23 protein-coding genes and 1 pseudogene are annotated in these 21,716 nt (G+C 75.9%); 17 read left to right on the plus strand and 7 right to left on the minus strand.

What is annotated here, in order from left to right; translation table 11 throughout:
• The 4 genes from ACYVI6_RS09160 to ACYVI6_RS09175 all read left to right on the plus strand — a co-directional run bounded on the left by ACYVI6_RS09160 (position 1) and on the right by ACYVI6_RS09175 (position 3,882).
• A complete protein-coding gene (locus ACYVI6_RS09160) occupies positions 1–645 on the plus strand; it encodes a GNAT family N-acetyltransferase (protein WP_460446077.1) in 645 nt (214 codons plus the stop codon).
• Between the two features lie 97 nt (positions 646–742).
• Entirely contained in the window at positions 743–2,266 is a 1,524-nt protein-coding gene (gene adh, locus ACYVI6_RS09165; RefSeq protein WP_460446078.1) for an aldehyde dehydrogenase, read from the plus strand.
• 10 nt (positions 2,267–2,276) lie between these two features.
• Entirely contained in the window at positions 2,277–2,678 is a 402-nt protein-coding gene (locus ACYVI6_RS09170) for a DUF779 domain-containing protein (protein WP_284289438.1), read from the plus strand.
• 70 nt (positions 2,679–2,748) lie between these two features.
• A complete protein-coding gene (locus tag ACYVI6_RS09175; protein ID WP_460446079.1) occupies positions 2,749–3,882 on the plus strand; it encodes an LLM class flavin-dependent oxidoreductase in 1,134 nt (377 codons plus the stop codon).
• On the opposite strand, the gene ACYVI6_RS09180 is transcribed toward ACYVI6_RS09175, so the two are convergent.
• Positions 3,879–4,097, minus strand: a complete 219-nt coding sequence (locus tag ACYVI6_RS09180; protein WP_460446080.1) for a hypothetical protein — start codon at positions 4,095–4,097, stop codon at positions 3,879–3,881. The genes ACYVI6_RS09175 and ACYVI6_RS09180 overlap by 4 nt on opposite strands.
• Between ACYVI6_RS09180 and pdxR the strand changes: the two are divergent.
• A pseudogene (pdxR, locus tag ACYVI6_RS09185) lies at positions 4,096–5,451 on the plus strand (MocR-like pyridoxine biosynthesis transcription factor PdxR); the annotation flags it as partial. The gene ACYVI6_RS09180 and the pseudogene pdxR sit on opposite strands and share 2 nt — an antisense overlap.
• Here the strand turns inward: pdxR and ACYVI6_RS09190 are convergent.
• Positions 5,424–6,761: an APC family permease gene (locus ACYVI6_RS09190; protein ID WP_460446081.1), complete on the minus strand. Its 1,338-nt coding sequence runs from the start codon at positions 6,759–6,761 to the stop codon at positions 5,424–5,426. The pseudogene pdxR and the gene ACYVI6_RS09190 sit on opposite strands and share 28 nt — an antisense overlap.
• 170 nt (positions 6,762–6,931) lie before the next feature.
• Between ACYVI6_RS09190 and ACYVI6_RS09195 the strand changes: the two genes are divergently transcribed.
• The 3 genes from ACYVI6_RS09195 to ACYVI6_RS09205 are packed head-to-tail and all read left to right on the plus strand — an operon-like array spanning position 6,932 to position 9,595.
• Positions 6,932–7,501 (plus strand): hypothetical protein, encoded by a 570-nt coding sequence (locus ACYVI6_RS09195; RefSeq protein WP_460446082.1) that lies wholly within the window; start codon positions 6,932–6,934, stop codon positions 7,499–7,501.
• Positions 7,502–7,511: 10 nt separating this feature from the next.
• Positions 7,512–8,924 carry a sensor histidine kinase gene (locus tag ACYVI6_RS09200; protein WP_460446083.1) on the plus strand — a complete coding sequence of 471 codons (1,413 nt, stop codon included), beginning with the start codon at positions 7,512–7,514 and terminating at the stop codon, positions 8,922–8,924.
• Entirely contained in the window at positions 8,921–9,595 is a 675-nt protein-coding gene (locus ACYVI6_RS09205; RefSeq protein ID WP_460446084.1) for a response regulator, read from the plus strand. Before ACYVI6_RS09200 ends, ACYVI6_RS09205 begins: the two co-directional genes overlap by 4 nt.
• Positions 9,596–9,689: 94 nt before the next feature.
• Here the strand turns inward: ACYVI6_RS09205 and ACYVI6_RS09210 are convergent, their stop codons facing one another.
• Genes ACYVI6_RS09210 through ACYVI6_RS09220 form a run of 3 tightly spaced genes read right to left on the minus strand, consistent with a single transcriptional unit; the run spans position 9,690 to position 12,783 of the window.
• Positions 9,690–10,400 (minus strand): glycosyltransferase family 2 protein, encoded by a 711-nt coding sequence (locus tag ACYVI6_RS09210; RefSeq protein ID WP_460446085.1) that lies wholly within the window; start codon positions 10,398–10,400, stop codon positions 9,690–9,692.
• Positions 10,397–11,764 carry a PIG-L family deacetylase gene (locus ACYVI6_RS09215; RefSeq protein WP_460446086.1) on the minus strand — a complete coding sequence of 456 codons (1,368 nt, stop codon included), beginning with the start codon at positions 11,762–11,764 and terminating at the stop codon, positions 10,397–10,399. The genes ACYVI6_RS09210 and ACYVI6_RS09215 overlap by 4 nt, the downstream gene beginning before the upstream one ends.
• A complete protein-coding gene (locus ACYVI6_RS09220) occupies positions 11,761–12,783 on the minus strand; it encodes an acyl-CoA dehydrogenase (RefSeq protein ID WP_460446087.1) in 1,023 nt (340 codons plus the stop codon). The genes ACYVI6_RS09215 and ACYVI6_RS09220 overlap by 4 nt, the downstream gene beginning before the upstream one ends.
• A 119-nt stretch (positions 12,784–12,902) precedes the next feature.
• Here ACYVI6_RS09220 and ACYVI6_RS09225 point away from each other — a divergent pair, with 119 nt between their 5' ends.
• Complete coding sequence (locus ACYVI6_RS09225; RefSeq protein WP_460446088.1) at positions 12,903–13,679, plus strand: ABC transporter permease; 777 nt, start codon at positions 12,903–12,905, stop codon at positions 13,677–13,679.
• Here ACYVI6_RS09225 and ACYVI6_RS09230 read toward each other — a convergent pair.
• Positions 13,676–14,122: an SRPBCC family protein gene (locus tag ACYVI6_RS09230; RefSeq protein WP_460446089.1), complete on the minus strand. Its 447-nt coding sequence runs from the start codon at positions 14,120–14,122 to the stop codon at positions 13,676–13,678. The two genes, ACYVI6_RS09225 and ACYVI6_RS09230, sit on opposite strands and share 4 nt — an antisense overlap.
• A 154-nt stretch (positions 14,123–14,276) precedes the next feature.
• Between ACYVI6_RS09230 and ACYVI6_RS09235 the strand changes: the two genes are divergently transcribed.
• Entirely contained in the window at positions 14,277–15,026 is a 750-nt protein-coding gene (locus tag ACYVI6_RS09235) for an ANTAR domain-containing protein (protein ID WP_460446090.1), read from the plus strand.
• Positions 15,027–15,245: 219 nt separating this feature from the next.
• Entirely contained in the window at positions 15,246–15,995 is a 750-nt protein-coding gene (locus ACYVI6_RS09240; protein WP_460446091.1) for a Rossmann-fold NAD(P)-binding domain-containing protein, read from the plus strand.
• A 73-nt stretch (positions 15,996–16,068) separates the two neighbouring features.
• Here ACYVI6_RS09240 and ACYVI6_RS09245 read toward each other — a convergent pair whose 3' ends face one another.
• Positions 16,069–17,094, minus strand: coding sequence for a YihY/virulence factor BrkB family protein (locus tag ACYVI6_RS09245; protein WP_460446092.1), 1,026 nt, complete (start codon positions 17,092–17,094; stop codon positions 16,069–16,071).
• 173 nt (positions 17,095–17,267) lie between these two features.
• Between ACYVI6_RS09245 and ACYVI6_RS09250 the strand changes: the two genes are divergently transcribed.
• The 6 genes from ACYVI6_RS09250 to ACYVI6_RS09275 form a co-directional block, all read left to right on the plus strand.
• Entirely contained in the window at positions 17,268–17,417 is a 150-nt protein-coding gene (locus ACYVI6_RS09250) for a hypothetical protein (RefSeq protein WP_284289453.1), read from the plus strand.
• Between the two features lie 71 nt (positions 17,418–17,488).
• A complete protein-coding gene (locus tag ACYVI6_RS09255; RefSeq protein ID WP_460446093.1) occupies positions 17,489–17,683 on the plus strand; it encodes a DUF3072 domain-containing protein in 195 nt (64 codons plus the stop codon).
• Between the two features lie 37 nt (positions 17,684–17,720).
• Positions 17,721–18,662 carry an aminoglycoside phosphotransferase family protein gene (locus ACYVI6_RS09260; protein ID WP_460446094.1) on the plus strand — a complete coding sequence of 314 codons (942 nt, stop codon included), beginning with the start codon at positions 17,721–17,723 and terminating at the stop codon, positions 18,660–18,662.
• A 32-nt stretch (positions 18,663–18,694) separates the two neighbouring features.
• Positions 18,695–20,074: a dihydrolipoyl dehydrogenase family protein gene (locus tag ACYVI6_RS09265; RefSeq protein ID WP_460446095.1), complete on the plus strand. Its 1,380-nt coding sequence runs from the start codon at positions 18,695–18,697 to the stop codon at positions 20,072–20,074.
• 64 nt (positions 20,075–20,138) lie between these two features.
• On the plus strand, positions 20,139–20,693 hold the full coding sequence (locus ACYVI6_RS09270; protein ID WP_460446097.1) for an antibiotic biosynthesis monooxygenase: 555 nt from the start codon (positions 20,139–20,141) through the stop codon (positions 20,691–20,693).
• A 187-nt stretch (positions 20,694–20,880) separates the two neighbouring features.
• A partial coding sequence (locus tag ACYVI6_RS09275; protein WP_460446096.1) for a coiled-coil domain-containing protein occupies positions 20,881–21,716 on the plus strand: 836 nt, incomplete at its 3' end.

A 21,716-nucleotide genomic window follows, 5' to 3' on the forward strand; every position in this document is an offset into this window, starting at 1 on the left:
GTGCTCGCCGACCACTGGCCGACGTACGGGCTGCGCGTCGAGACCGAGCGGCTGCGGCTGCGCCTGCCGGACGACGGCGAGCTGGCCGCGCTCGCGTCGCTGGCCGCCGAGGGGGTGCACGAGCCGGGGGAGCGGCCGTTCCTGACGCCGTGGACCGAGGGCGGCCCCGACGAGCGCGCCCGAGAGGTGCTCCGCGGTCACTGGGCCGACCTCGCCGGCTGGCGGCCGGACCGCTGGGCGCTCGGGCTCGGCGTCTTCACCCCGGACGGCGAGCCGCTGGGTCAGGTCACGTTGCGGGGCGACGACTTCGGCGTCGTCCGCGAGGTGCGCACGTCGTCGTGGCTCGGGCTGCGGCACCACCGCCGGGGGTACGGCACCGAGGCCCGCACGGCGGTGCTCGCGCTGGCGTTCGACCACCTGGGCGCCCGGTCGGCGCTGAGCGAGGTCTTCCCCGACAACCACGCCTCGCAGGGCGTCTCGCGCCGGCTGGGCTACGAGCCGGACGGCGTGAGCTGGGACGCGCGGGACGGCGAGGCGCTGCGCTCCGACCGGCTGCGGCTGACCCGCGAGCGGTGGCTCGCCGACGAGCACCCCGACGTCCGGGTCGCACGCCTCGACGCCTGCCGCGACTGGTTCATCGGGTAGACCGTTCAGGTCGCAACGTTCGTGCAACGTCCTGCTTCCTATGGTCGGAGCACCGAACCGGGCGACGGGCCCGGTGGCCGACGACGATGGAGTCAGCATGGCCGTGTACGCACCCCCCGGGCAGGACGGCAGCCCGGTCAGCTACAAGTCGCGCTACGAGAACTGGATCGGCGGCGAGTGGGTCGCGCCGGTCAAGGGGCAGTACTTCGAGAACCCGTCCCCGGTCAACGGCAAGACGTTCTGCGAGGTGGCCCGGGGCACCGCCGAGGACATCGAGCTCGCGCTGGACGCCGCGCACGCCGCGGCCCCCGCGTGGGGCAAGACGTCGGTCGCCGAGCGCGCGGTGATCCTGAACAAGATCGCCGACCGCATGGAGCAGAACCTCGAGATGCTCGCCGTCGGCGAGACGTGGGACAACGGCAAGCCGGTGCGCGAGACGCTGGCCGCCGACCTGCCGCTGGCCGTCGACCACTTCCGCTACTTCGCCGGGGCGATCCGCGCGCAGGAGGGCAACCTCTCGCAGATCGACGACGACACCGTGGCGTACCACTTCCACGAGCCGCTCGGCGTGGTCGGCCAGATCATCCCCTGGAACTTCCCGCTGCTCATGGCGACCTGGAAGCTGGCGCCCGCGCTGGCTGCCGGCAACGCGATCGTGCTGAAGCCCGCCGAGCAGACGCCGGCGTCGATCATGCTCTGGATCGAGCTCGTCGCCGACCTGCTGCCGCCGGGCGTGCTCAACATCGTGAACGGGTTCGGCGTCGAGGCCGGCAAGCCGCTCGCGTCGTCCAGCCGCATCCGCAAGATCGCCTTCACCGGCGAGACGACGACCGGCCGGCTGATCATGCAGTACGCCAGCCAGAACCTCATCCCGGTGACGCTCGAGCTCGGCGGCAAGAGCCCGAACATCTTCTTCGAGGACGTCATGGCGGCTGACGACGCCTTCGCCGACAAGGCGCTCGAGGGCTTCGCGATGTTCGCGCTGAACCAGGGCGAGGTGTGCACCTGCCCCAGCCGCGCGCTCATCCAGAACTCGATCTACGACCCGTTCCTGTCGGCGGCGACCGACCGGGTCAAGGCGATCGTGCAGGGCAACCCGCTCGACACCGACACGATGGTCGGCGCGCAGGCGAGCAACGACCAGCTCGAGAAGATCCTGTCGTACTTCGAGATCGGCACCGCCGAGGGCGCCCGCATCATCACCGGCGGCGAGCGCGTCGACCTGGGCGGCGACCTGTCGGGCGGCTACTACGTGGCGCCGACGATCTTCGAGGGCACGAACGACATGCGGGTCTTCCAGGAGGAGATCTTCGGGCCGGTCGTCTCGGTCACGAAGTTCGACGGGTTCGACGACGCCATGTCGATCGCCAACGACACGCTGTACGGCTTGGGTGCCGGCGTGTGGTCGCGCGACACGAACACCGCCTACCGCGCGGGCCGCGAGATCCAGGCCGGCCGGGTCTGGACGAACTGCTACCACGCGTACCCGGCGCACGCGGCGTTCGGCGGCTACAAGTCGTCCGGCATCGGGCGGGAGAACCACCGCATGATGCTCGACCACTACCAGCAGACGAAGAACCTGCTGGTGTCGTACTCCGCGAACAAGCTCGGCTTCTTCTAGGCCGGCTGACGTGACCACCGCGCCGACCCCCGTGCGGCGCGTCGACCTCACCCCGGCGGCGGCGGACCTGCTCCGCCGCCTCCGGGGCGAGCACGGCGCGCTGATGTTCCACCAGTCCGGCGGCTGCTGCGACGGGTCGGCGCCCATGTGCTTCCCCGCCGGCGAGTTCCTCACCGGCGACGCCGACGTGCACCTCGGCGACCTCGACTACGGCGCCGACGAACCGGCTCCGGTGTGGATCTCGCGCGAGCAGTTCAACTACTGGTCGCACACCCACATCACCATCGACGTCGTGCCCGGCCGCGGCGCCGGCTTCTCGGTCGAGGCCCCGACCGGCAACCGGTTCATCATCCGCTCGCGGCTGTTCACCGACGAGGAGACCGAGCGGCTGGAGGCCGAACCCCGGCCCTGACCCGTCTCGGATGACGGACGCCGGCGTCCCGTCCGTTGACCGCCCCGGTCAGCGGGCGGAGGGTCGGTGGGTGGCCATCACCCTGCACTGGTTCCTGACGACGTCCGGCGACGGTCGCACGATCGTGGGCAGCTACCACGGCGCGGCGGGGCGGGCCACGACGCGCGGCGTGCGCGAGCCCGACATCGACTACCTCGCGCAGCAGGCGCGGGCGGCCGATGCGCTCGGCTTCACCGGCGTGCTGACCCCGACCGGCACGTGGTGCGAGGACGCCTGGCTCACGACGGCGGCGCTGGTGCGCGAGACCAGGCGGCTGAAGTTCCTCGTCGCGTTCCGTCCCGGCGTCCTCTCGCCGACGCTCGCCGCGCAGATGGCCGCGTCGTACCAGCGGCTGTCGCGCGGTCGCTTGCTGTTGAACGTGGTGACCGGCGGCGACGCCGTCGAGCAGCAGCGCTTCGGCGACTGGCTCGACCACGACGAGCGCTACGCCCGCACCGCGGAGTTCCTGCAGGTCGTCAGGGGTGCGTGGAGCGGTCAGCCGTTCGACTTCACCGGCGAGCACTACGACGTGCGGGGCGCCACCGTCGCGGTCGTCCCCGACCCGGTGCCCGACGTCTACTTCGGCGGCAGCAGCGAGGCCGCGCTGCCGGTGGCCGCCGAGCACGCCGACGTCTATCTCACCTGGGGCGAGCCGCCGGCCCAGGTCGCGCAGAAGATCGCCCGGGTGCGCGAGCTGGCGGCGCGGCGCGGGCGGCGGCTGCGCTTCGGCATCCGGCTGCACACGATCAGCCGCGACCGCTCGGCCGACGCGTGGGCCGAGACCGAGCGGTTCCTCGACGCCCTCGACGGCGACGCGGTCGCCAGGGCGCAGGAGGGGTTGCGGCGCAGCGAGTCCGTCGGGCAGCAGCGCATGCTCGCGCTGCACGGCGGCTCGCGCGAGTCCCTGGTGGTGTCGCCCAACCTGTGGGCGGGCATCGGCCTCGTGCGCGGTGGTGCGGGCACCGCGCTGGTCGGCAGTCACGAGGAGGTCGCCGACCGCATCGAGGAGTACCACCGGCTCGGGATCGACGAGTTCGTCTTCTCCGGCTACCCCAACCTCGAGGAGTCGTACTGGTTCGGCGAGAACGTGATCCCGATCCTGCGCGGCCGCGGCCTGCTCGACGACCCGCTGACCGTCGCCGACGTCCTGGCCGCGCGCGCCTAGGCCCCGCGCTCGGCCCCCGGCGACTCGACCGGCGAGTGGCTCGCGTCGGGACCGTCGTCCTCGGCCACCGGTGCGTCCTGCGGGCGGCCGCCCACCAGGTCGGCGTCGCTGGTCTCGTCCGTGTCGTCGACGTCGTCGTGGATGCGGTCGGAGCCGGAGTTCACGCCCTCCGGCTCGACGAGGTCGTGCTCGTGCGGGTGCTCGCTGTCGGTCATGCCGCCTAGCCTCGGGCAGGTGGACGTCGCCGTCGACCTGAGCGCCCGGGGTGAGCGCGTGACCCGGGTGTACCGCGCGCTGCGCGACGCCGTGCACGACGGCCGGCTGCGGCCCGGCGACCGGCTGCCCGCCACCCGGGCGCTCGCCGCGGACCTCGGGGTCTCGCGCACCAGCGTCACCATCGCCTACGAGCGGCTCGCCGCCGAGGGGTACGTCGAGGGTCGCCGCGGCTCCGGCACCTTCGTCGCCGCGACCCCGCAGGCACGTCGGACGCCGCTCGGCACCGTCGACCCGTTGCGCCCGAAGGGTTCGTGGACGGCGCGGCCGGTGCCGGTCAGCGCCCAGGCGCCGGTGCCGCCGTTCGACCTGCGCCCCGGCATCCCCGACGCGCGGCTGTTCCCGTTCGAGGCGTGGCGGCGGCTGCTCGCCGGCGAGCTGCGGCAGCGCACGGGCGGCCCCGGGGTCTACGCCGACCCAGCCGGGCACCCTGCGCTGCGAGCCGCGATCGCCCGGCACCTCGGCGCCTCCCGCGGCGTGCGGGCCGATCCCGCCGACGTCCTGGTGACGAACGGCGCCCAGCACGCCCTCGACCTCGTCGCGCGGGTGCTGCTGTCACCGGGCGACGTCGTCGCCGTGGAGGACCCGGGGTACCCGCCCGCCCGCGACCTGCTGCGGCAGCTCGGCGCCGACGTCGTGCCGGTGCCGGTCGACGACGAGGGCCTGCGGGTCGACCTGCTGCCGAGCGCCGCCCGCCTGGTGCACGTCACGCCGTCGCACCAGTTCCCGCTCGGCCCGGTGCTGTCGGCCCGGCGTCGCGCGGCCCTGCTGGGGTGGGCCGCCGAGCGGCAGGTGGCCGTGGTCGAGGACGACTACGACAGCGAGTTCCGCTTCGCCCCGCGCCCCCTCGAACCGCTGCACGCCGCCGACGGCGCCGGCCGGGTGGTGTACGTCGGCACGTTCTCGAAGTCGATGCTGCCGACGCTGCGCACCGGGTTTATGCTCGCGCCGCCCGGGCTGCACGACGCGCTCGTGGCGGCGCGCCAGCTCGGCGACTGGCACGGGGCGACCGCGACGCAGGCGGCGCTCGCGCGCTTCCTGGACGACGGGCTGCTGGCCCGCCACGTGCGGCGGGCCGGCCGCGTCTACGGCCGGCGCCGCGAGCTCGTGCTGGCGGCCCTCGGGCGCCTCGACGGGCTGCTGGAGGTGCAGCCGTCGGCCGCTGGGCTGCACCTCACCGCCCGGCTGCGCGGCAGTGCCACGGAGGCCGCCGAGCGGGTGGTCGCGGCGGCGGCGTCCGAGGGGGTGGCGCTGGAGTCGCTCGCCGGCTACTGCGCGGGCGTCGCGCAGCCCGGGCTGGTCGTCGGGTTCGGCGCCGTGCTCGACGACGTGCTGCCCGAGGCGCTGCGCCGGTTCGAGCGCGCGGTGCGCCGCGAGCTCAGCTCCTGATACCCGACGCCGGCCGCTGCGACCGCCACGCCCCACAGCGCGTGCACGCCGGTCAGCACCAGCAGCCCCACCACGGCGACCAGGCTCAGCAGCGCCGTCCGGTGCGCCCACGTGCCGCGCGGCAGCAGCCGCAGCGCCGCCGCGACCCCGATCACGTAGACCAGCGTGAACGAGCCCGTGGTCAGCAGCATCGCCGAGTGCAGGTCGACGTCCAGCGAGGTGATCACCGCGGTCGTGAGCAGCGAGCCGCCGAGCACCAGGCCGAGCGAGCGCAGCGGCACCCCGTGCCGCTCGACGGCCAGCCAGCGCGGCGCCGAGCCGTCGCGCGCCAGCGCCGCGCCCAGCCGCGACCCGCCGGCGAAGTAGGCGTTCACCGCGGCGACCGTGAGCAGCAGCGCGACGACGGCGGTCACCGGGCGGGCCCGGTCGCCGACCCCGACGGCGAGCAGGTCGGCCAGCGGCGCCGGGCTGGTGGCGAGCGCCGGCCCGAGCACCAGCACGCTCGTCACGACCACGGCCAGGTAGAGCACGCCGACGATCACCACCGCCAGCGCGGTGGCCCGCGGCACGTCGCGGCGCGGGTCGCGGTAGTCGGCCGACAGCGACGTCACGGCCTCCCACCCGGCGAACCCCCAGACCAGCACGGCCGCGGCCGGCCCCACGCTGGCGAGCCCGTGCGGCGCGAACGGCGTCAGGTGCGAGCGGTCGGCGTGCGGCAGCGCGGCCACCACGGCCGCCAGCAGCAGCACCGCGAGCACCGCCGCGACCACCAGCTGCGCGCGGCCGCTCACCCGCAGGCCGAGCGCGTTGGTCGCCGCGACGAGCACGATCACCCCGACGGCCGTGGCCACCACGGTGCGCTGCCCGCCGCCCACGGTGCGGGCGACGTACCCTCCGGCGAACGACGTCGCGGGGTAGGCGCCCAGCGGCACCGCGAGGTAGAAGCACCAGCCGACGGCCGTCGAGGCCCGGGCACCGAAGGCCCGGCGGGCGTACGTCGCGACGCCCCCGCCGTCCGGGTGCCGGGCGCCGAGCGCCGCGAAGGTCAGCGCGAGCGGCGCCGAGAGCACGACGAGCCCCAGCCAGGCCAGCAGCGAGGCGGGTCCGGCGATGCTCGCGGCCAGCGCCGGCATCGCGATCACGCCCGTGCCGAGCACGGCGCCGACCGTGAGCGCGGTGCCGTGGGTGAGCGGGAGGCCGGCCGGTCGCGTGGTCACGTGACGACGCTAGGTCGCGCGGGCGGTCCGGTGACAGGTCCACCTCGGCGCCGGTCGAGCGGGCCACTGCGGGGGTGGGAGGAGGTCGTAGTCCGAAGGTCCGATGGCGACTGCCACCAGGCCGCTGGTCACCTTGAGGCAGTCTTGGACCCCTGACCGGAGGAACCACCATGAAGAAGCTGCTCGTGCTCGGCACCGCCCTCGTCGCCGCCGGCGTCCCCGCCGTCGTCGGCCTGGCCGGCAACGCCTCGTTCGCCAAGAGCGTGCCGGTGCGGGTGCCCGCTGCCGCCGCCCTGGCCACCACCACCGCGTCGCCCACCAGCACCCGCCCGACGACCTCTCCCACCACCGTGCCGACGTCCTCGCGCACCACCGACGACCACGGCGGTCGCCGGGGCGGCCACGGCGGCGACGACGCCGGCCGCACCACCCGGGCCACCACCACCGGCGCCCCCACCGCCGACGACCCCGGCGGCCGGCGCTCCGGTCGCGAGGCCGAGCCCGGCGACGACCACGGCGGCCGCGGCGAGCACCACGCGACGCGCTCGGCGACGAGCTCGCCGACCTGCTCGAGCACGAGGTCGGCCACGACGGACGACCACGGCGGCCGCGGCACCGAGGACGGCGACGACCACGGTGGCCGGCGCGGCGGGTCGGACGACTCCGGCCGGCACGGCGGCGACGACCGTGGTGGCGACGACTCGGGCAGCCGGCACGGCGGCCACGGCGACGACGACTGACGGGACGGGCGTGACGAGCGACGCCGGCGTGCAGGCCCCCGGCACCGACACGGTGCCGGGGGTCGGCGCGCGCCCGGCCTTCCGCGTGGTGGCCGAGCCGCGTCCGCGCGCGGCGTCCGACGAGCCGGTGCGCCGCCGCACGGTCGTGGTGCAGCTGGCGCTGGCGACCGTGGTGGTGGTGCTGCTGGTGGCGGTGGGCGGTGCCTTCGCGAGCCGGCGGCTGGCCGAGCGGGAGGCGGTGACGGACGCCGCGCAGACCACCGACGTGCTGGCGGACGCCGTGGTGCAGCCGGCCGTCACCGACGCGCTGGCCCGCGGTGACGCGGCGGCGGTGGCCGAGCTGCAGCGCGTGGTGACGCAGCACGTGCTCACCGACCGGGTCGTGCGGGTGAAGCTGTGGTCGCCGCAGGGCCGCATCGTCTACTCCGACGAGCCGCGGCTGGTGGGTCGCACCTTCGACCTCGGCGACGACGAGCGCGAGGTGCTCGCCGACCCCACGACGCGCGCCGAGGTGAGCGACCTCGACGAGCCCGAGAACGTGTACGAGCGCGGCCGAGGCAAGCTGCTCGAGGTGTACCGCCCGGTGTGGACGCCGAGCGGGCAGCCGCTGCTGTTCGAGACCTACTGGCCGTACTCGACGGTCACCGCGCGGGCGAGCGACCTGTGGCGCGGGTTCTCCGGCGTCATCGCCTCCAGCCTGCTGGTGCTCGTCGTGCTGCTGGTGCCGCTGGTGTGGCGGCTGCTCGACCGGCTGCAGCGGGCCCAGGCCCAGCGGGTGCTGCTGCTGCAGCGCGCGGTCGAGGCGTCGGACGACGAGCGGCGGCGGATCGCCGGCGCGCTGCACGACGGCGTGGTGCAGGAGCTCGCGGCGGCGTCGTTCACCGTCGCCGGGTCGGCCGAGCAGGCCGGCTCGCTGGGGCAGCCCGCGCTGGCCACCCGGCTGCACGTGGCGGCCGGTGCGGTGCGCTCCAGCATCCGCGGGCTGCGGTCGCTGCTGGTCGACATCTACCCGCCGTCGCTGGGCCGGGCCGGGCTCGCGCAGGCGCTGCGCGACCTCACGGAGAGCCCGACCGGGCGCGACCTGGACGTGCACCTCGAGGTCGACGTCGCCGCCGAGCAGGCGCTCGACGACGAGGGGCAGCGGCTGGTGTTCCGCGTCGCCCAGGAGTGCCTGCGCAACGCCGCCCGGCACGCGCGGGCCACCCGGGTCGACGTCGTGGTGCGCGCCGAGCCGGGCCGCGTGCTGCTCGAGGTCGACGACGACGGTGCCGGTTTCGACGCGGACGCCGTGCTGCACGCCCCCGAGCACGGCCACTTCGGCACCCGCGTGCTCGCCGACCACGTGTCCGCCGCCGGCGCGACGCTGCTGCTCTCGACGGCGCCCGGTGCGGGCTGCCGCTGGCGGATGGAGGTGCCCGCGTGACCGACCTGCCCGGGACGGGCGGCGCCGATGCGTCGACCGGGTCCACCACGACGGTGCTGCTCGTCGACGACCACCAGCTGGTGCGCGCCGGGCTCGCCGCGCTGCTCGACAGCACCGACGACCTGACCGTGGTGGGGCAGGCGGCCGACGGCGAGCAGGCGGTCGAGCAGGCCGCCGCGCTGCGCCCCGACGTCGTCCTGATGGACCTGTCGATGCCGGTGGTCGACGGCGTCGAGGCCACGCGGCGGCTGGTGGCGGCGCGCCCCGGCGTCCGCGTCGTGGTGCTCACGTCGTTCTCCGACCACGACAAGGTGACCGAGGCGCTGCGGGCCGGGGCGATCGGCTACCTGCTGAAGGACTGCGAGCCGGCCGAGCTGCTGGCCGCGGTGCGGTCGGCGGCGAGGGGGCACGTGCCGCTCGACCCGCGGGTCGCCCGCGCGCTGCTGCCCGGCGCCGCGCCCCGCCCGATCGACGAGCTGAGCGCGCGGGAGCAGCAGGTGCTGCGGCTGGTGGGCAAGGGCATGGCCAACAAGCAGATCGGCCGGGTGCTCGGCATCAGCGAGTCGACCGTGAAGGTGCACGTCGGCAACGTGTTCCGGCGCATCGGCGTGGCCGACCGCACCTCCGCCGCGCTCTGGGCCCGCGAGCACCTCCCCGACCCCACCCCCTGACCCCTCGGACTCGAGCCGAGATGCGAGTAGCGGTTCAGCGAGCAGCGCCTCGGCCAACCACTACTCGCATCTCGGCAGGGAGCGATGGGGTGCGTCAGGCGCCGAGGGGGCGTTCGGCGGCGAGGGCGCGCAGGTCGGCGGCGAGGCCGTGCGGGGCGCGGGCCAGCACCCGGGCGCTGGTGGCGACGGGCGCACCGACCGTGGTGACCACGCGCCGTCCGGGTAGCGCGGCGACGGCCTGGGCGAGCAGCCGGTCCTCGTGGGCGGCGACGTCGGCCCAGCCACCGGCGGCGAGGTACGCCGAGGCGCGGACGCCGAGGTTGGCGGCGTGCACGTGCTCGTGCCCGTCGGGGCGCACCAGGCGGGCGTAGGCCCGGCGCCAGGTGCGGACGACGTCGAGCAGGCCGCCGTCGTCGGGCAGCTCGACCACCCCCAGCACGAGGTCGGCCCCTGCGGCGGCGAGCGCGAGGTGGTGCCGCAGCCAGCCGGCCGGCACCCGGGAGTCGGCGTCGGTGCTTGCGACCCAGACCCGTTGCGGCGCAACGCCTGCGAGCGCGTCGAGCGCAGCGCGGGTGCCGGCCGCACGCGCCGCGCCGACGCGTCCGCTGCGCAGGGGCACGCCGATCGCACCGGCGCGGGCCACGACGGCGGCGGTGTCGTCGACGCACGAGTCGAGCGCGACCACGGTGACCACCGGCACGTCGACGGCCCCCGCGGCGACGCGCACCGACTCGAGGCAGTCGGGCAGCAGCGCCTCCTCGTCGCGGGCCGGCACCACGACGGCGACGGCCTCGATGGTGCTCACGGCAGCAGGCCGGTCGCGCGGGCGACCGACACCGCGGGCGGCGGCACCAGCACGTCGAGCCGGAAGTCCTCCTCGACGTGCTCGGCGAGCACCGCGAGGTCGGGGTGCGCGCGCAGCCGCTCGTGCACCTCGTCGCCGGACGTCGGGTAGTCGGCCACCGCGTGCCGCCAGTGGCAGGCGGCCAGCACCCCGCCGGGAGCCAGCGCCTCGACCGCCCGGGCGACCAGCGCGTCGAGGTCGGGCCCGGCGCAGTAGTAGGCGACCTCCGAGAGCACCACCAGGTCGAAGCGGCCCTCCGGCCAGTCGCCCGGCACGGCGCCCCGCTCGACCCGGACGCCGGCCAGCCCCGCCGTCCGCTCGCGGGCGCGGGCGACCGGGGCCTCCGCGGCGTCGAGCGCGAGCAGCCGGTCGCACCGCGCGGCGAGCTCGACGGTCGTCACGCCGATCGAGCAGCCCACCTCGAGCGCCCGGGCGTACCGCTCGTGCGGCAGCGCGGCGAGCAGCAGCGCGCGCTTGCGCCGCTCGTACCAGCGGTCCTCGAAGCCCCAGGGGTCGTCGCCGCCCGCTGCGTAGAACGCGTCGAAGTACGCCGCGCCGAGCGAGCCGGGACCCGCTGCAGCCGGGGCGCCGCCGTCGACGAACACCTCGAAGGACCGCTCGAAGTGCGCCAGCACCTCGGGCGCCAGCAGCACCTCGTCACCCTCCTGCGGTGACAACGGCTCGACCTGCGACCTGTGCAGCGCCATCGCCGCCCGCTTGCGGCCGGCGAGCCCGGCGTCGAGGTCGAGCCGCACGCAGTCGTCCCACGGCACGCGCTCGTCGCCGGGCGCCGCCCAGTGCCAGGCCCACACCGGGTACTCGAGCAGCCGGGCGCCGACCCGTTGCGCCGCACCGGCTGCAGCTGTTCCGGCCGCTTCGTGGTCGGGGTGGCCGTCGCCGCGCCAGGGGGCCACCACCCAGCCGCCCGGGCGGGCGAGCCGGGCGACCGCCTCGGTCAGGTCGTCGGTGCGACCGGACAGCCCGCCGTCCGGCAGCCCGAGCACGTGCACGGTGGCGCCGGGCGCGAGCCTCTCGACGGCGGCCCGCACCTCGGTCGTGCGCCAGGCCGCGAGCCGCTGGGGATCGGTGGTGGGAGAGAGGGGGTGCGACGCCTCGCCAGCGGTGGCCACCACGACGTCGGCGGGCACGCCGGCGTCGGCGGCCGCCGCGAGCAGGCCGCCCGCGCCGAGCGTCTCGTCGTCCGGGTGGGCGGCCACGACCAGCAGGTGCGTCGGCGCGAGATGCAGAGAAGGCAGCTGCCGCAACGGTTCCCACGCCGACCAGGCCGACTCCGGGGTGGTGCGGTCGCGGTGGTCGAACGTCACCACGGTTCGTCGTCCGCACCGGCGGCGAGCACCTCGCGGCCCAGGGCGGCGAGGTCGCGCTCGGCATGGTGTTGCCGCACGTAGACGGTCAGATCAGCAACCCGTGCAGCGTGCTCCGCGTCGCCGGTGAGCGGCGCCGGGCCGAGCGCGTGCCCGGTCAGCGTCATCACGCGCTCGCCCGCCTCGGCGACGGCCGACCGCACCCGCAGGGTGAGCCGGGCGCCGGCGTCGCCCGCCGCCTGCCCCGCGTCGACGGCCGCGGCGGCCTGGTGCAGCAGCGCGCCGGCCTGCCGCAGCGTCAGGTCGGCCTCGCCCAGGAGCAGCTGCGCCACCTGATCCGGCTCGCGCCGCCCGGACGCCGCGACGAGCGAGCGCACCAGCGCCACCGCGCCGCCGAACCACACCGCGGCCACCCCGATGCCGCCGTGCGCGAAGCCCGGGCGCTCGAGGTACCACTGCGTGTCGCCCACCGGCTCGACCGGCACGTCGTCGAAGGTGACCGCCGAGCTGACGACGTCGGTCAGGCCGCGCGCGTGCCAGGCGCCCTGCTCGACCTCGACGCCCGGCTGCCGCAGGTGCACGGCGAACAGCCGGCGTCCGCCCTCGACGTGCGCGGTCACCAGGGCGTGCGACACCCGGCCCGCCAGCGAGCACCAGGGCTTGCGACCGTCGAAGCGCCACCCGCCGTCGCGCGGCGCCGCGCGCAGCGGCTGCCCGGGCCCCTCGGCGGCGTACACGCCGTACGTCGCGCCGTCGGCGACCGGGAGCCCCGCCTCGGCCAGGATCGCCAGCGCGTCGAGGTGCGCCTCCAGCGTGCGGGCGGCCGTGAGGTCGACGCCGCCGAGCGTGGCGAGCACCTGCCAGCGCTCGAGGGTGCGGCCGCCGCCGGGCAGCGGCACGCGGTCGGCGAGCAGCGCGGCGAGCTCGAGGCCGCCGTCGACGCCGGGGCGTGCGTCCGCTGCGGCGCGTGCGAGCTCGCCGAGGGGGCCACCGAGGGCTACGGCGAGCGTGCCGGGCAATGCGGTCCCTTCGGCGCAGCGGGTGCCGCCTGGTCCCCGCACGGCGATCCGGAACCTACCCAGCGCGGGGGACGGCCGCCCGTCGGTGCAACGGATGCGCGAGGCGTAGCGTCCGGCGGGTGCTCGCGAGCGACAGCCTGGTGCAGCTGCACGGCGACGTCGTGTCGCCGGCCCTCGTGGCGGCGGTCGTGCTGTGCACGGCGGTCGCCGTCGCGGTGAACGCGCTGGGCGGGCTCGGCCACGCCGGCGGGGTGCTGCGGGCCGCGGCGCGCGCCGTCGTGCAGCTGCTCGTCGTCGCGCTCGTCATCACCGCCGTGCTGCGGCACGCGGCGCTCGCGCTCGCGTTCGTCGCCCTGATGACCACGGTCGCGGGCGCCACGGCGGCCCGGCGGCTGACCGGCGGTCGCGACGGCTGGTGGGCGCTCGCGGCGGTCGCGGCCGCGGCCCTGCTGGTGCTGGGGCTGCTGGTCGGCGTGCGCCTGGTACCCGGTGGCGGCACCGGCCTGGTGGCCGTCGCCGGCATCCTGATCGGCGGGGCGATGAGCGCGACGGTGCTCGCCGGACGGCGCGCGCTCGACGCGCTGCGCACCCGGCACGGCGAGTGGGAGGCGGCGCTGTCGATCGGCTTCCGGGAGCGCGACGCCGCGCTGCTGGTGGCCCGCGACGACGCCGCGCTCGCCCTCGTGCCGGGGCTCGACCAGACCCGCACCGTCGGCCTGGTGACGCTGCCGGGGGCGTTCGTGGGCATGCTGCTCGGCGGTGCGTCACCCGCGGAGGCCGCCGTCGTCCAGCTGGTCGTGCTGGTGGCGCTGCTGGCCGTGCAGTCGGTGGCCGTGCTCCTGGTGCTCGAGCTGGTGGCGCGTGGCCGGGTGCGCGGGCGGTCGCAGCAGCCCTAGTCGTCCGGGCTGGTGCGCCGTTCGGCGACGGCCTGCAGGCGGCCGAGCGCCTCGTGGTTGCGGCCGCGCAGGACGACGTCGGTGGCGGGGGTGTGCAGCAGTCGGCCCAGGCCCTTCACGGCCTCCTCGTGCATGCGGACCAGGCACCCGCCGTCCTGCTCCTCGAGCTCGAGCTCGATGCGGGCGTCGCCCCACGGCCGGCCGCGCGCGATCAGCACCAGCCGGTGGGGGGCGTCGCAGGCCACGACGCGCGTCTCGTCGCGCAGCAGCACCGGCCACGACCCGCTGGCGTGGTGGATCTTGCTGCCGACGGCGGGCCAGTCGGCGGCGACGGCGCGGATGTGCGACGCGCCGACCACCCACGACGAGTACGACCACCCGTCCGAGAGCACCTCGAACACGCGCTCGACCGATGCGTCGATCTGCCGCTCCACGACCGCCATGCACGCCTCCGTCAGCTCGCCGTGCCGCACCACCTGCCGGTGGAGGGCCTCGGGGAGACCGTGGCACAGCCGATTGCGTGCCGCGCGCGATGACGACGTACGATCGTCGTCGCCTTCAACTCCGACGGGCCGGATCGACCCGACGGAGAGGTGCATGCTCGACCAGCCCGAAGAGGCCGCTGACGCGGCCCGGTTCGCGACGACCGCCGAGGCGCTCGCGCAGTGCGTGCTCGGCGCGGATCTCAGCGAGGCCTCCACCGGCCGCGAGGTGCACGAGGCCGTCGTGCACGCCGCCTGCCGCTCCGTACCAGGCGTCGAGCACGCCAGCCTGGTGCTGGCGCGCGGCCCCGGTCGGCCGCGCGTCGTGGCCGGCACCGACGAGCTCGCCGTGACCTTCGACCGGCTGCAGCTGCGCCTCGGCCGCGGCCCGGTGCTCGACGTGCTGGGCGGTGCGCCGGTCAGCCGCTGGCGGGCCGACGAGGCCGCGCTCCCGGGGTCCCGGCTGCGCGAGGACTCGCCGGTGACCGCGGCGCTGACGCTGCGGCTCGAGCCGCCGGGCCACGTCGGCGCGCTGACCCTGTCGGGCTCGAGGGAGCTGCCGCCGGAGGCCGTCGGCCGGGCGCGCACCGCCGCCGCACTGGCCGTGCTCGCCCTCACCGCCGACCTGGCCGGACGCCGGTCCGCGCACCTCGACCGGGCGCTCGACTCGAACCGGCGGATCGGGGTGGCCGTCGGGGTGCTCACCGCCCGCCGGCAGCTCACGCCCGAGCTGGCCTTCGACGAGCTGCGCCGCGCCAGCCAGCGGCTGAACCGCAAGCTGGCGTCGGTCGCCGACGAGGTCGCGGCCACCGGCGCGCTGCCCACCGGGCCGGCCGACGACCAGCCGGACGAGGCCGACGGCTAGCGACCGGCTGCGGCCGGGTGGTACGCCCTCTGGCTTGCGCGATGGCACGACCCGCGCGAATCTGGACGAACCCGGTGCAGCAGGTCGCCGTCCCCCCCTCGGTTCCGGGAGCGGTCCATGCGCCAGCACCCCCGTGTCGCCCTCGTCGGCGGCACCCCACGCCTCCGCGAGGGCGTCGCCCACGTCCTCCGCTCGCTCGATGGCGTCGACGAGGTCGTCGTGCCGACGACGCCAGACGTCGAGGCCCTGCGCGCCAGCACGACCCTGGTGCACCTCGGCTCCGACCTGCCGCACGACGGCAGCGAGACCGAAGCCCATCAGCGTGTGCTCCGCGAGACCCGGCAGTGGCTGCTCGCGGCCGCCGGGGCCGGCCTGCCGCACCTCGTCGTGACGTCGTCCGTCGTCGCGTACGCCGCGGCCCGCAACCGCACGCAGCGGGTCGACGAGAGCTGGCCGGTCTCCGGCGTGCCGGGGTCGCGGATCAGCCGCACCCAGGCCGACGTCGAGGCCCTGGTCGACGCCGTGGCGCCCGCCGGCCGGGTCACCCGCCTGCGACCGGGCCTCGTGGTCCGCGAGCCGCAGCGCGTGGGCGCGGCCCGCGACGTCATGGCCCGGCCGTGGGTCGACGCCGCGCAGTCGTCGACCGAGTCCGGCGTCATCCGGATGAGCGTGCAGACCCTGCAGGTCGGCGACTACGTGCGCGCGGTCGCCCGCGTGGTGCTGTCGGGCGCCGACGGCGCGTTCAACCTCTCGGAGCAGCGCCCGCGGGCCGTCGTGCCGACGGGTCGCTCGCTGCGGGCCGGGTGGCTGGACGCCGCCATGCAGTGCCCGCTGATGACGGTCGACCGGGCTCGTCGCGAGCTGGGCTGGTGCGCCGCGCAGGACGCGCCGGCGGTCCGCACCCAGCAGACCCGCCCGCAGAGCGTCGTGCTGCCGGCCGACCAGCGCACGCCCGTCCGCAGCCGCTGACCCTCGCCAGACGCAGACGACCCCGGCCCGCCGTGCAGGCGGACCGGGGTCGTGTGCTGTCGGGGGACCGGGCCTAGTTGCCGGACTCCTCGCGGATCCGCCGGCCCTCCGCGGCGTCCTCGGCCTCCTTGGCGGCCTTCTTGCGGATGTTCTTGTCGTCGCGCACCGGCAGGCGCAGGTCGACCTCGGCCTCGATGCCGGCCTGCAGCTCGCGGCCGCGCTCGAGCTCGGAGTCGACCTCGGCGCCGAAGAGCAGGGCCAGGTTGGTGATCCAGAGCCAGAGCAGGAACACGATGACGCCGGCCAGCGCGCCGTACGTCTTGTTGTAGCTGCTGAAGTTCGCGACGTAGAACCCGAACAGCGCCGAGGCGATCACCCAGGTGACCAGCGCGATCACGGCGCCCACGCTGATCCAGCGGAACTTCGGCTGCTTGACGTTGGGGGTGCTGTAGTACAGCAGCGCCACGACGAGGATCGCGACGATCGCGATCACCGGCCACTTGGCGATGTTCCAGACGGTCACGACGGTGCTGCCGATGCCCAGGGCGTCGCCGACGGCCGTGGCGACCGGGCCGGTCACGATGAGCGCGCCGATCATCAGGGCGACCAGCACCAGCGAGATCAGGGTGACGAGCAGCTGCACGGGCCGCAGCTTCCAGATCGGGCGACCCTCCTCGACCTCGTAGATGCGGTTCAGCGCGCGGCCGAAGGCACCGACGTAGCCGGACGCCGACCACAGGGCGGTCAGCAGGCCGATGATCAGCCCGAGGCCGGCCTTCTGCGACGACGCGAGCTGCTCGACCGGGCCGCGGATGCTGTCGACGGCGCTGCCGGCCCCGACCTGCTCAACGATGCCGAGCAGGGTGTCGACCGACTGCTTGCCCTTGCCGAAGACGCCGAGCAGCGACACCAGCGCGATCAGGGCGGGGAACAGCGACAGCACGGCGTAGTAGGTCAGCGCGGCCGCCAGGTCGGTGCACTGGTCGTTGGAGAACTCCTTGAGCGCGCGCTTCAGCGCGAACTTCAGGGAGGGCTTCTCCAGGTCGGTCGGACCGTCCGGCTTGCGCGGGTCCTCGGGGTCGGGCTCGTTCCGGCTCATGGACCCAAATGTGGTGGGCCCGGCGCCTGGACGCACGTCGAGGGCACCGCCGCTTCTCGCCCGCGGGTGCCGCCACCTCCGGCAGCGGCCCTGTTCTCGTCGTGCGACAACGGTCTCGGCCGTCCGGTGGCTTCGAGGTGCGGGCCCGGTGGGTCGTCCCTACCGTCGTCGTCATGGACCTGGCGCAGATGATCGCGACGACCATCGGCTGCCTCGGGGGTCTGTCGGCGCTGCTCGTGGTGGCGCACCGTGCAGAGTCGTTGCTCGACCCGCGGGCGGAGCCCGCCGTCGAGGTGGAGCCGGTGCGCGTGCCGGCCGCGTAGCAGGGCGCGCCGAACGCGCCGGTCGCGCGTTCGAGATGTGCCGGCGCGCGTTCGCACGTACGTTCGAACGCATGACCGAGCAGCAGAACCCAGAGAAGCCCGTCGACCAGTGGGCCACCGGCGACGAGCCCGCGACCGGCCCCCAGCTCAGCTACCTGCACACCCTGGCCCGTGAGGCGGGCCGTGACGTGCCGGACGACATCAGCAAGGGCGACGCCTCGAAGCTGATCGACGAGCTGCAGAGCAGCTCGCCCCGCGTGGACTGAGCGCGGCGGGCGGCACCCCTCGTGGTTCGCTAGGGGGGTGACCGTCCCGGCCCCCAGGCTGCAGCCGCTGGTGCGCCACCGGGTGCGGTCGATGGGGGCCGAGGGCGCCGCCTGGGTCGAGGAGCTGCCCGGGCTGCTCGACGACCTCGCGCGGCGGTGGCGCCTCGAGCCGGGGCGCTCCCTGCCCGGCGGCACCGGGTCGTACGTCGTCCGCGTGACGACCGCGGACGGCGGCACCGCGGTGCTGAAGGTGGCGATGCCGCGTGCCGGGTTCCACCGCGAGGTGGCGACGCTGCGGCGGGCCGAGGGGCGGGGGTACGCCCTGCTGCTCGACGCCGACCTCGAGCGTCGCGCGCTGCTGCTCGAGGACCTCGGCGACGACCTCGACCGCACCGGCCGCGACGTCGACGAGGTGCTCGACGTGCTCGCGCAGACCCTGCAGGCGGCGTGGCAGCCCGCGCCTGAGCGGGTGACCACCGGCCGGGCCGCGCGCAAGGCGGTGCGGCTGGCCGAGCTGGTCGAGGACACCTGGGAGCGGGTCGGTCGACCGGTCTCGCGGCACGTGGTCGACGCGGCGCTGCGGATCGCCGGCGAGCGCGCCGACGCCGCCGACCCGGCGTCCTGCGTGATCGTGCACGGCGACCCGCACCCCGGCACCGCGCTGCGCCTCGGCCGACCGCGCGCCGGTGCGCCCGCCGGCGTGGCGCTGGTCGACCCCGACGGCTTCGTGGGCGACCCGGCGTACGACCTCGGCGTCGTGCTGCGCGACTGGTCGGTGCGGCTGCTCGCCGACGACGACCCCGCGGCGACCCTGCGCCGCTGGAGCCACCGGCTCGCGGCGGCCACCGGGCACGACGAGCAGGTGGTCTACGACTGGGCCCTGCTCGAGCGGGTGTCGACCGGCCTCTACGTCGCCGACCTGGGGGCCGACCGGGTGGCCCGCCCCTTCCTCGACGTCGCGGCGCGCCTGGTCGGGTAGCCGCCGCTCCCGCCGCGGGAGAGGATCAGCCCATGAGCGAGCACGCAGCGGACGTCGTCGTCGTCGGTCTCGGCCCGGGCGGCGAGGACGTCGCCGGTCGGCTGGCGGAAGCCGGCCTCGAGGTGGTGGCGGTGAACGCCGGGCTGGTCGGTGGCGAGTGCCCCTACTGGGGCTGCATCCCGAGCAAGATGATGGTGCGCGGCGCCGGCCTGCTGGCCGAGGCCCGCCGGGTGCCCGATCTGGCCGGGTCGGTCGACGGCGTGACGGGCGACTGGTCGAAGGTCGCCACCCGCATCCGCGACGAGGCCACCGACGACTGGGACGACCAGGTCGCGGTCGACCGCCTGACCGGCAAGGGCGTCACGTTCGTGCGCGGCCGCGGCCGCCTGGTGTCGACCGACACCGTGGAGGTCGACGGCGAGCGGTACACGGCGCGCAAGGGGGTCGTCGTGGCGACCGGCAGCGCGCCGTCGATCCCGCCGATCGACGGCATCGACACGGTCGACGTCTGGACCAACCACGAGTTCATCGAGGCGAAGGAGCTGCCCGCGTCGCTCGTCGTGCTGGGCGGCGGGGCGATCGGCGCCGAGCTCAGCCAGGTGTCGGCGCGGTACGGCGTGCAGGTCACGGTCGTCGAGCGGGCCGAGCGGCTGCTCGCGCTGGAGGAGCCGGCGGCGTCCGAGCTGGTGCTGAAGGCCTTCGAGGCGGACGGCGTCACCGTGCGCACCGGGGTCGGCGCCACCGGCGTCCGGCCCGGCGACGACGGCGGCGTGGTCGTGACGCTGGACGACGGCAGCGAGGTGGCCGCCGAGCGGCTGCTGGTGGCCAGCGGCCGCCGGGTCGACGTCGCAGCGGTGGGGCTCGACGTCGTGGGCGTCGACCCGCACGCGCACGCCGTGCCGGTCGACGAGTGGTGCCGCGTCGAGGGTGCCGAGCAGGTCTGGGCGCTCGGCGACGTGGTCGGCCACGGCGCGTTCACCCACATGTCGATGTTCGAGGCGGACGTCGTCGTGCGCGACCTGCTCGGCCAGGGCGGTGAGCCGGCCACCTGGCACGCGATCCCGCGCGTCACCTTCACCGACCCCGAGGTGGGCGCGGTCGGGCTCACCGAGGCGCAGGCCCGCGAGCAGTACCCGAACGTGCGGGTCGGCTCGACCCCGCTCGAGTCGACCACCCGCGGCTGGATCCACGGCCCCGGCGGCGCCGGCGTCATCCACGTGGTCGAGGACGCCGACCGCGGGGTGCTCGTCGGTGCGACGTCGGTCGGCCCGTGCGGCGGGGAGGTGCTCGGCTTCCTCGCGCTCGCCGTCCACGCCCGCATCCCGGTGTCGACCATGCTGGCGATGCCGTACGCCTACCCGACCTTCCACCGGGGCATCGAGACCGCGCTCAAGGCGCTGCGCGACCAGTAGCCCGATCGGCCCACGGCGTTCGTCGGCACCGGGTCGGCGTCGGCACACTGGTGCGGTGAGCACGATGCAGCAGCAGGTGGGGGCCGCCGACCCGGTGACCGTGGTGGTGAGCCGTCGGGTGCGCCCCGAGGACGCCGGGCGGTTCGAGCGCTGGGCGGACGACGCGATCGAGGTGGCCCGCCGCTGGCCGGGGTTCCTCGGTGCGAGCGTGCTGCGCCCGGGCCGCGGCGACGGCGACCACCACCTGGTGTACCGCTTCGACTCGGCGCACACCCTCGGGGCCTGGGAGGACTCGCCCGAGCGCGCGGCCCTGCTCGGGCGCCTGGCGCCGTTCGTGCTGGCCGACCGCGCGCAGAGGGTGACCGGGCTGGAGGCGTGGTTCGAGCTGCCCGGCCGCCCCGGGCTGGCGGCACCGCCCCGCTGGAAGCAGGCCCTGCTGACCGTCGTCGCCGTGCTGCCGCTGCAGATGCTGTTCGCCTGGCTCGTGGCGCCGCACCTGCACCACCTCGTCGTGCGCTCGCTGGTGCTCACCCTGGCGCTGGTGGGTCTGATGACCTGGGTGGTCATGCCCTGGCTGACCGCGCGGGTCCGCCGGTGGCTCTACCCCCGCGAGCGCTGAATCACACACGTGTCATTCGGCGTGTCGGTCCGCCGATCGGTGCCGATCTCGTGAGATCTTGCCGCGAGACTTGTGTGACTGGTGTTCCTTCTGTGGCCGAAGTGGCCTACTGTCTGTCGGGCGCGCCCACGCTCCGTGGCCGCCGTCGGCCGCTCAGGTCCGGCGTCCGACGGACCGAAGGGGCCCTGTGTCCTCTGCAGCCCGCCCCCGCCACGCGCTCGCCCTGACCGTCACGGGTGCACTCGTCGCGGCCGTGCTGACCGCCGGTGCGGCGCCTGCGCTCGCCGACCCCAGCGGGTCCGGCCGGCCGGTGTACCCCTCGAAGCAGCAGGTCGACGACGCGAAGCACGCCGTCACCAGCAAGGCCGGCCAGGTCGACGCCATCCAGGCCCAGCTCGCCGTGGCCTCCGCCCGGCTCGAGCAGGCGCAGACGGCCGCCGAGGTCGCCGCCGAGGCGTACAACGCCGCCAAGGTCGAGCTCGACCAGCGCACGAAGGCCGCCCAGCAGGCCCGCGCCCGTGCCACGGCCGCCCAGCAGCGGGCCGACGACGCGCGCGAGGCCGTCGGCCGGCTCGCCGTCGACACCTACGTCAGCGGCCCGCAGCTCGGCGGCATCGAGGTGCTGGCCGGCGTCTCGTCGCCGCAGGACCTCGCCGACCACGCCGCCGGCGTCCGGCTCGCGGGTTCGATCACCAACCAGGCGCTCGGCACCGCCGACGCGGCGAAGGTCGTCGCCGAGCTCATGCGCCGCCAGGCCGACCTCGCGCTGGCGCAGCAGCAGGCGGCTGCTGCCCGGCTCGAGCGAGCTCGGCAGGCCGCGGCCGACCGAGCCGGCGCCGCCGCCAGCGAGGCCGCCTCGATCAGCGCCCAGCGCACCTCGCTCATCGCCCAGCTCGCATCGCTGCAGCAGACGTCGGTGCAGCTGGCTGAGCAGCGCCAGGCCGGCCTGGAGGAGGAGGCCCGCCGTCGCGCCGAGGCCGCCCGCAAGGCCGCCGCCGAGCGCGCGGCCGCCGCCCGCCGGGC

Source organism: Angustibacter aerolatus (assembly GCF_054776675.1).

Coding starts and splice junctions, on each gene's coding strand:
- adh (WP_460446078.1), top strand. CDS start 743: ATGGCCGTGTACGCACCCCCCGGGCAGGACGGCAGCCCGGTCAGCTAC.
- ACYVI6_RS09180 (WP_460446080.1), bottom strand. CDS start 4,097: ATGACCGACAGCGAGCACCCGCACGAGCACGACCTCGTCGAGCCGGAG.
- ACYVI6_RS09195 (WP_460446082.1), top strand. CDS start 6,932: ATGAAGAAGCTGCTCGTGCTCGGCACCGCCCTCGTCGCCGCCGGCGTC.
- ACYVI6_RS09230 (WP_460446089.1), bottom strand. CDS start 14,122: ATGGCGGTCGTGGAGCGGCAGATCGACGCATCGGTCGAGCGCGTGTTC.
- ACYVI6_RS09235 (WP_460446090.1), top strand. CDS start 14,277: ATGCTCGACCAGCCCGAAGAGGCCGCTGACGCGGCCCGGTTCGCGACG.
- ACYVI6_RS09245 (WP_460446092.1), bottom strand. CDS start 17,094: ATGAGCCGGAACGAGCCCGACCCCGAGGACCCGCGCAAGCCGGACGGT.
- ACYVI6_RS09250 (WP_284289453.1), top strand. CDS start 17,268: ATGGACCTGGCGCAGATGATCGCGACGACCATCGGCTGCCTCGGGGGT.
- ACYVI6_RS09255 (WP_460446093.1), top strand. CDS start 17,489: ATGACCGAGCAGCAGAACCCAGAGAAGCCCGTCGACCAGTGGGCCACC.
- ACYVI6_RS09265 (WP_460446095.1), top strand. CDS start 18,695: ATGAGCGAGCACGCAGCGGACGTCGTCGTCGTCGGTCTCGGCCCGGGC.
- ACYVI6_RS09270 (WP_460446097.1), top strand. CDS start 20,139: ATGCAGCAGCAGGTGGGGGCCGCCGACCCGGTGACCGTGGTGGTGAGC.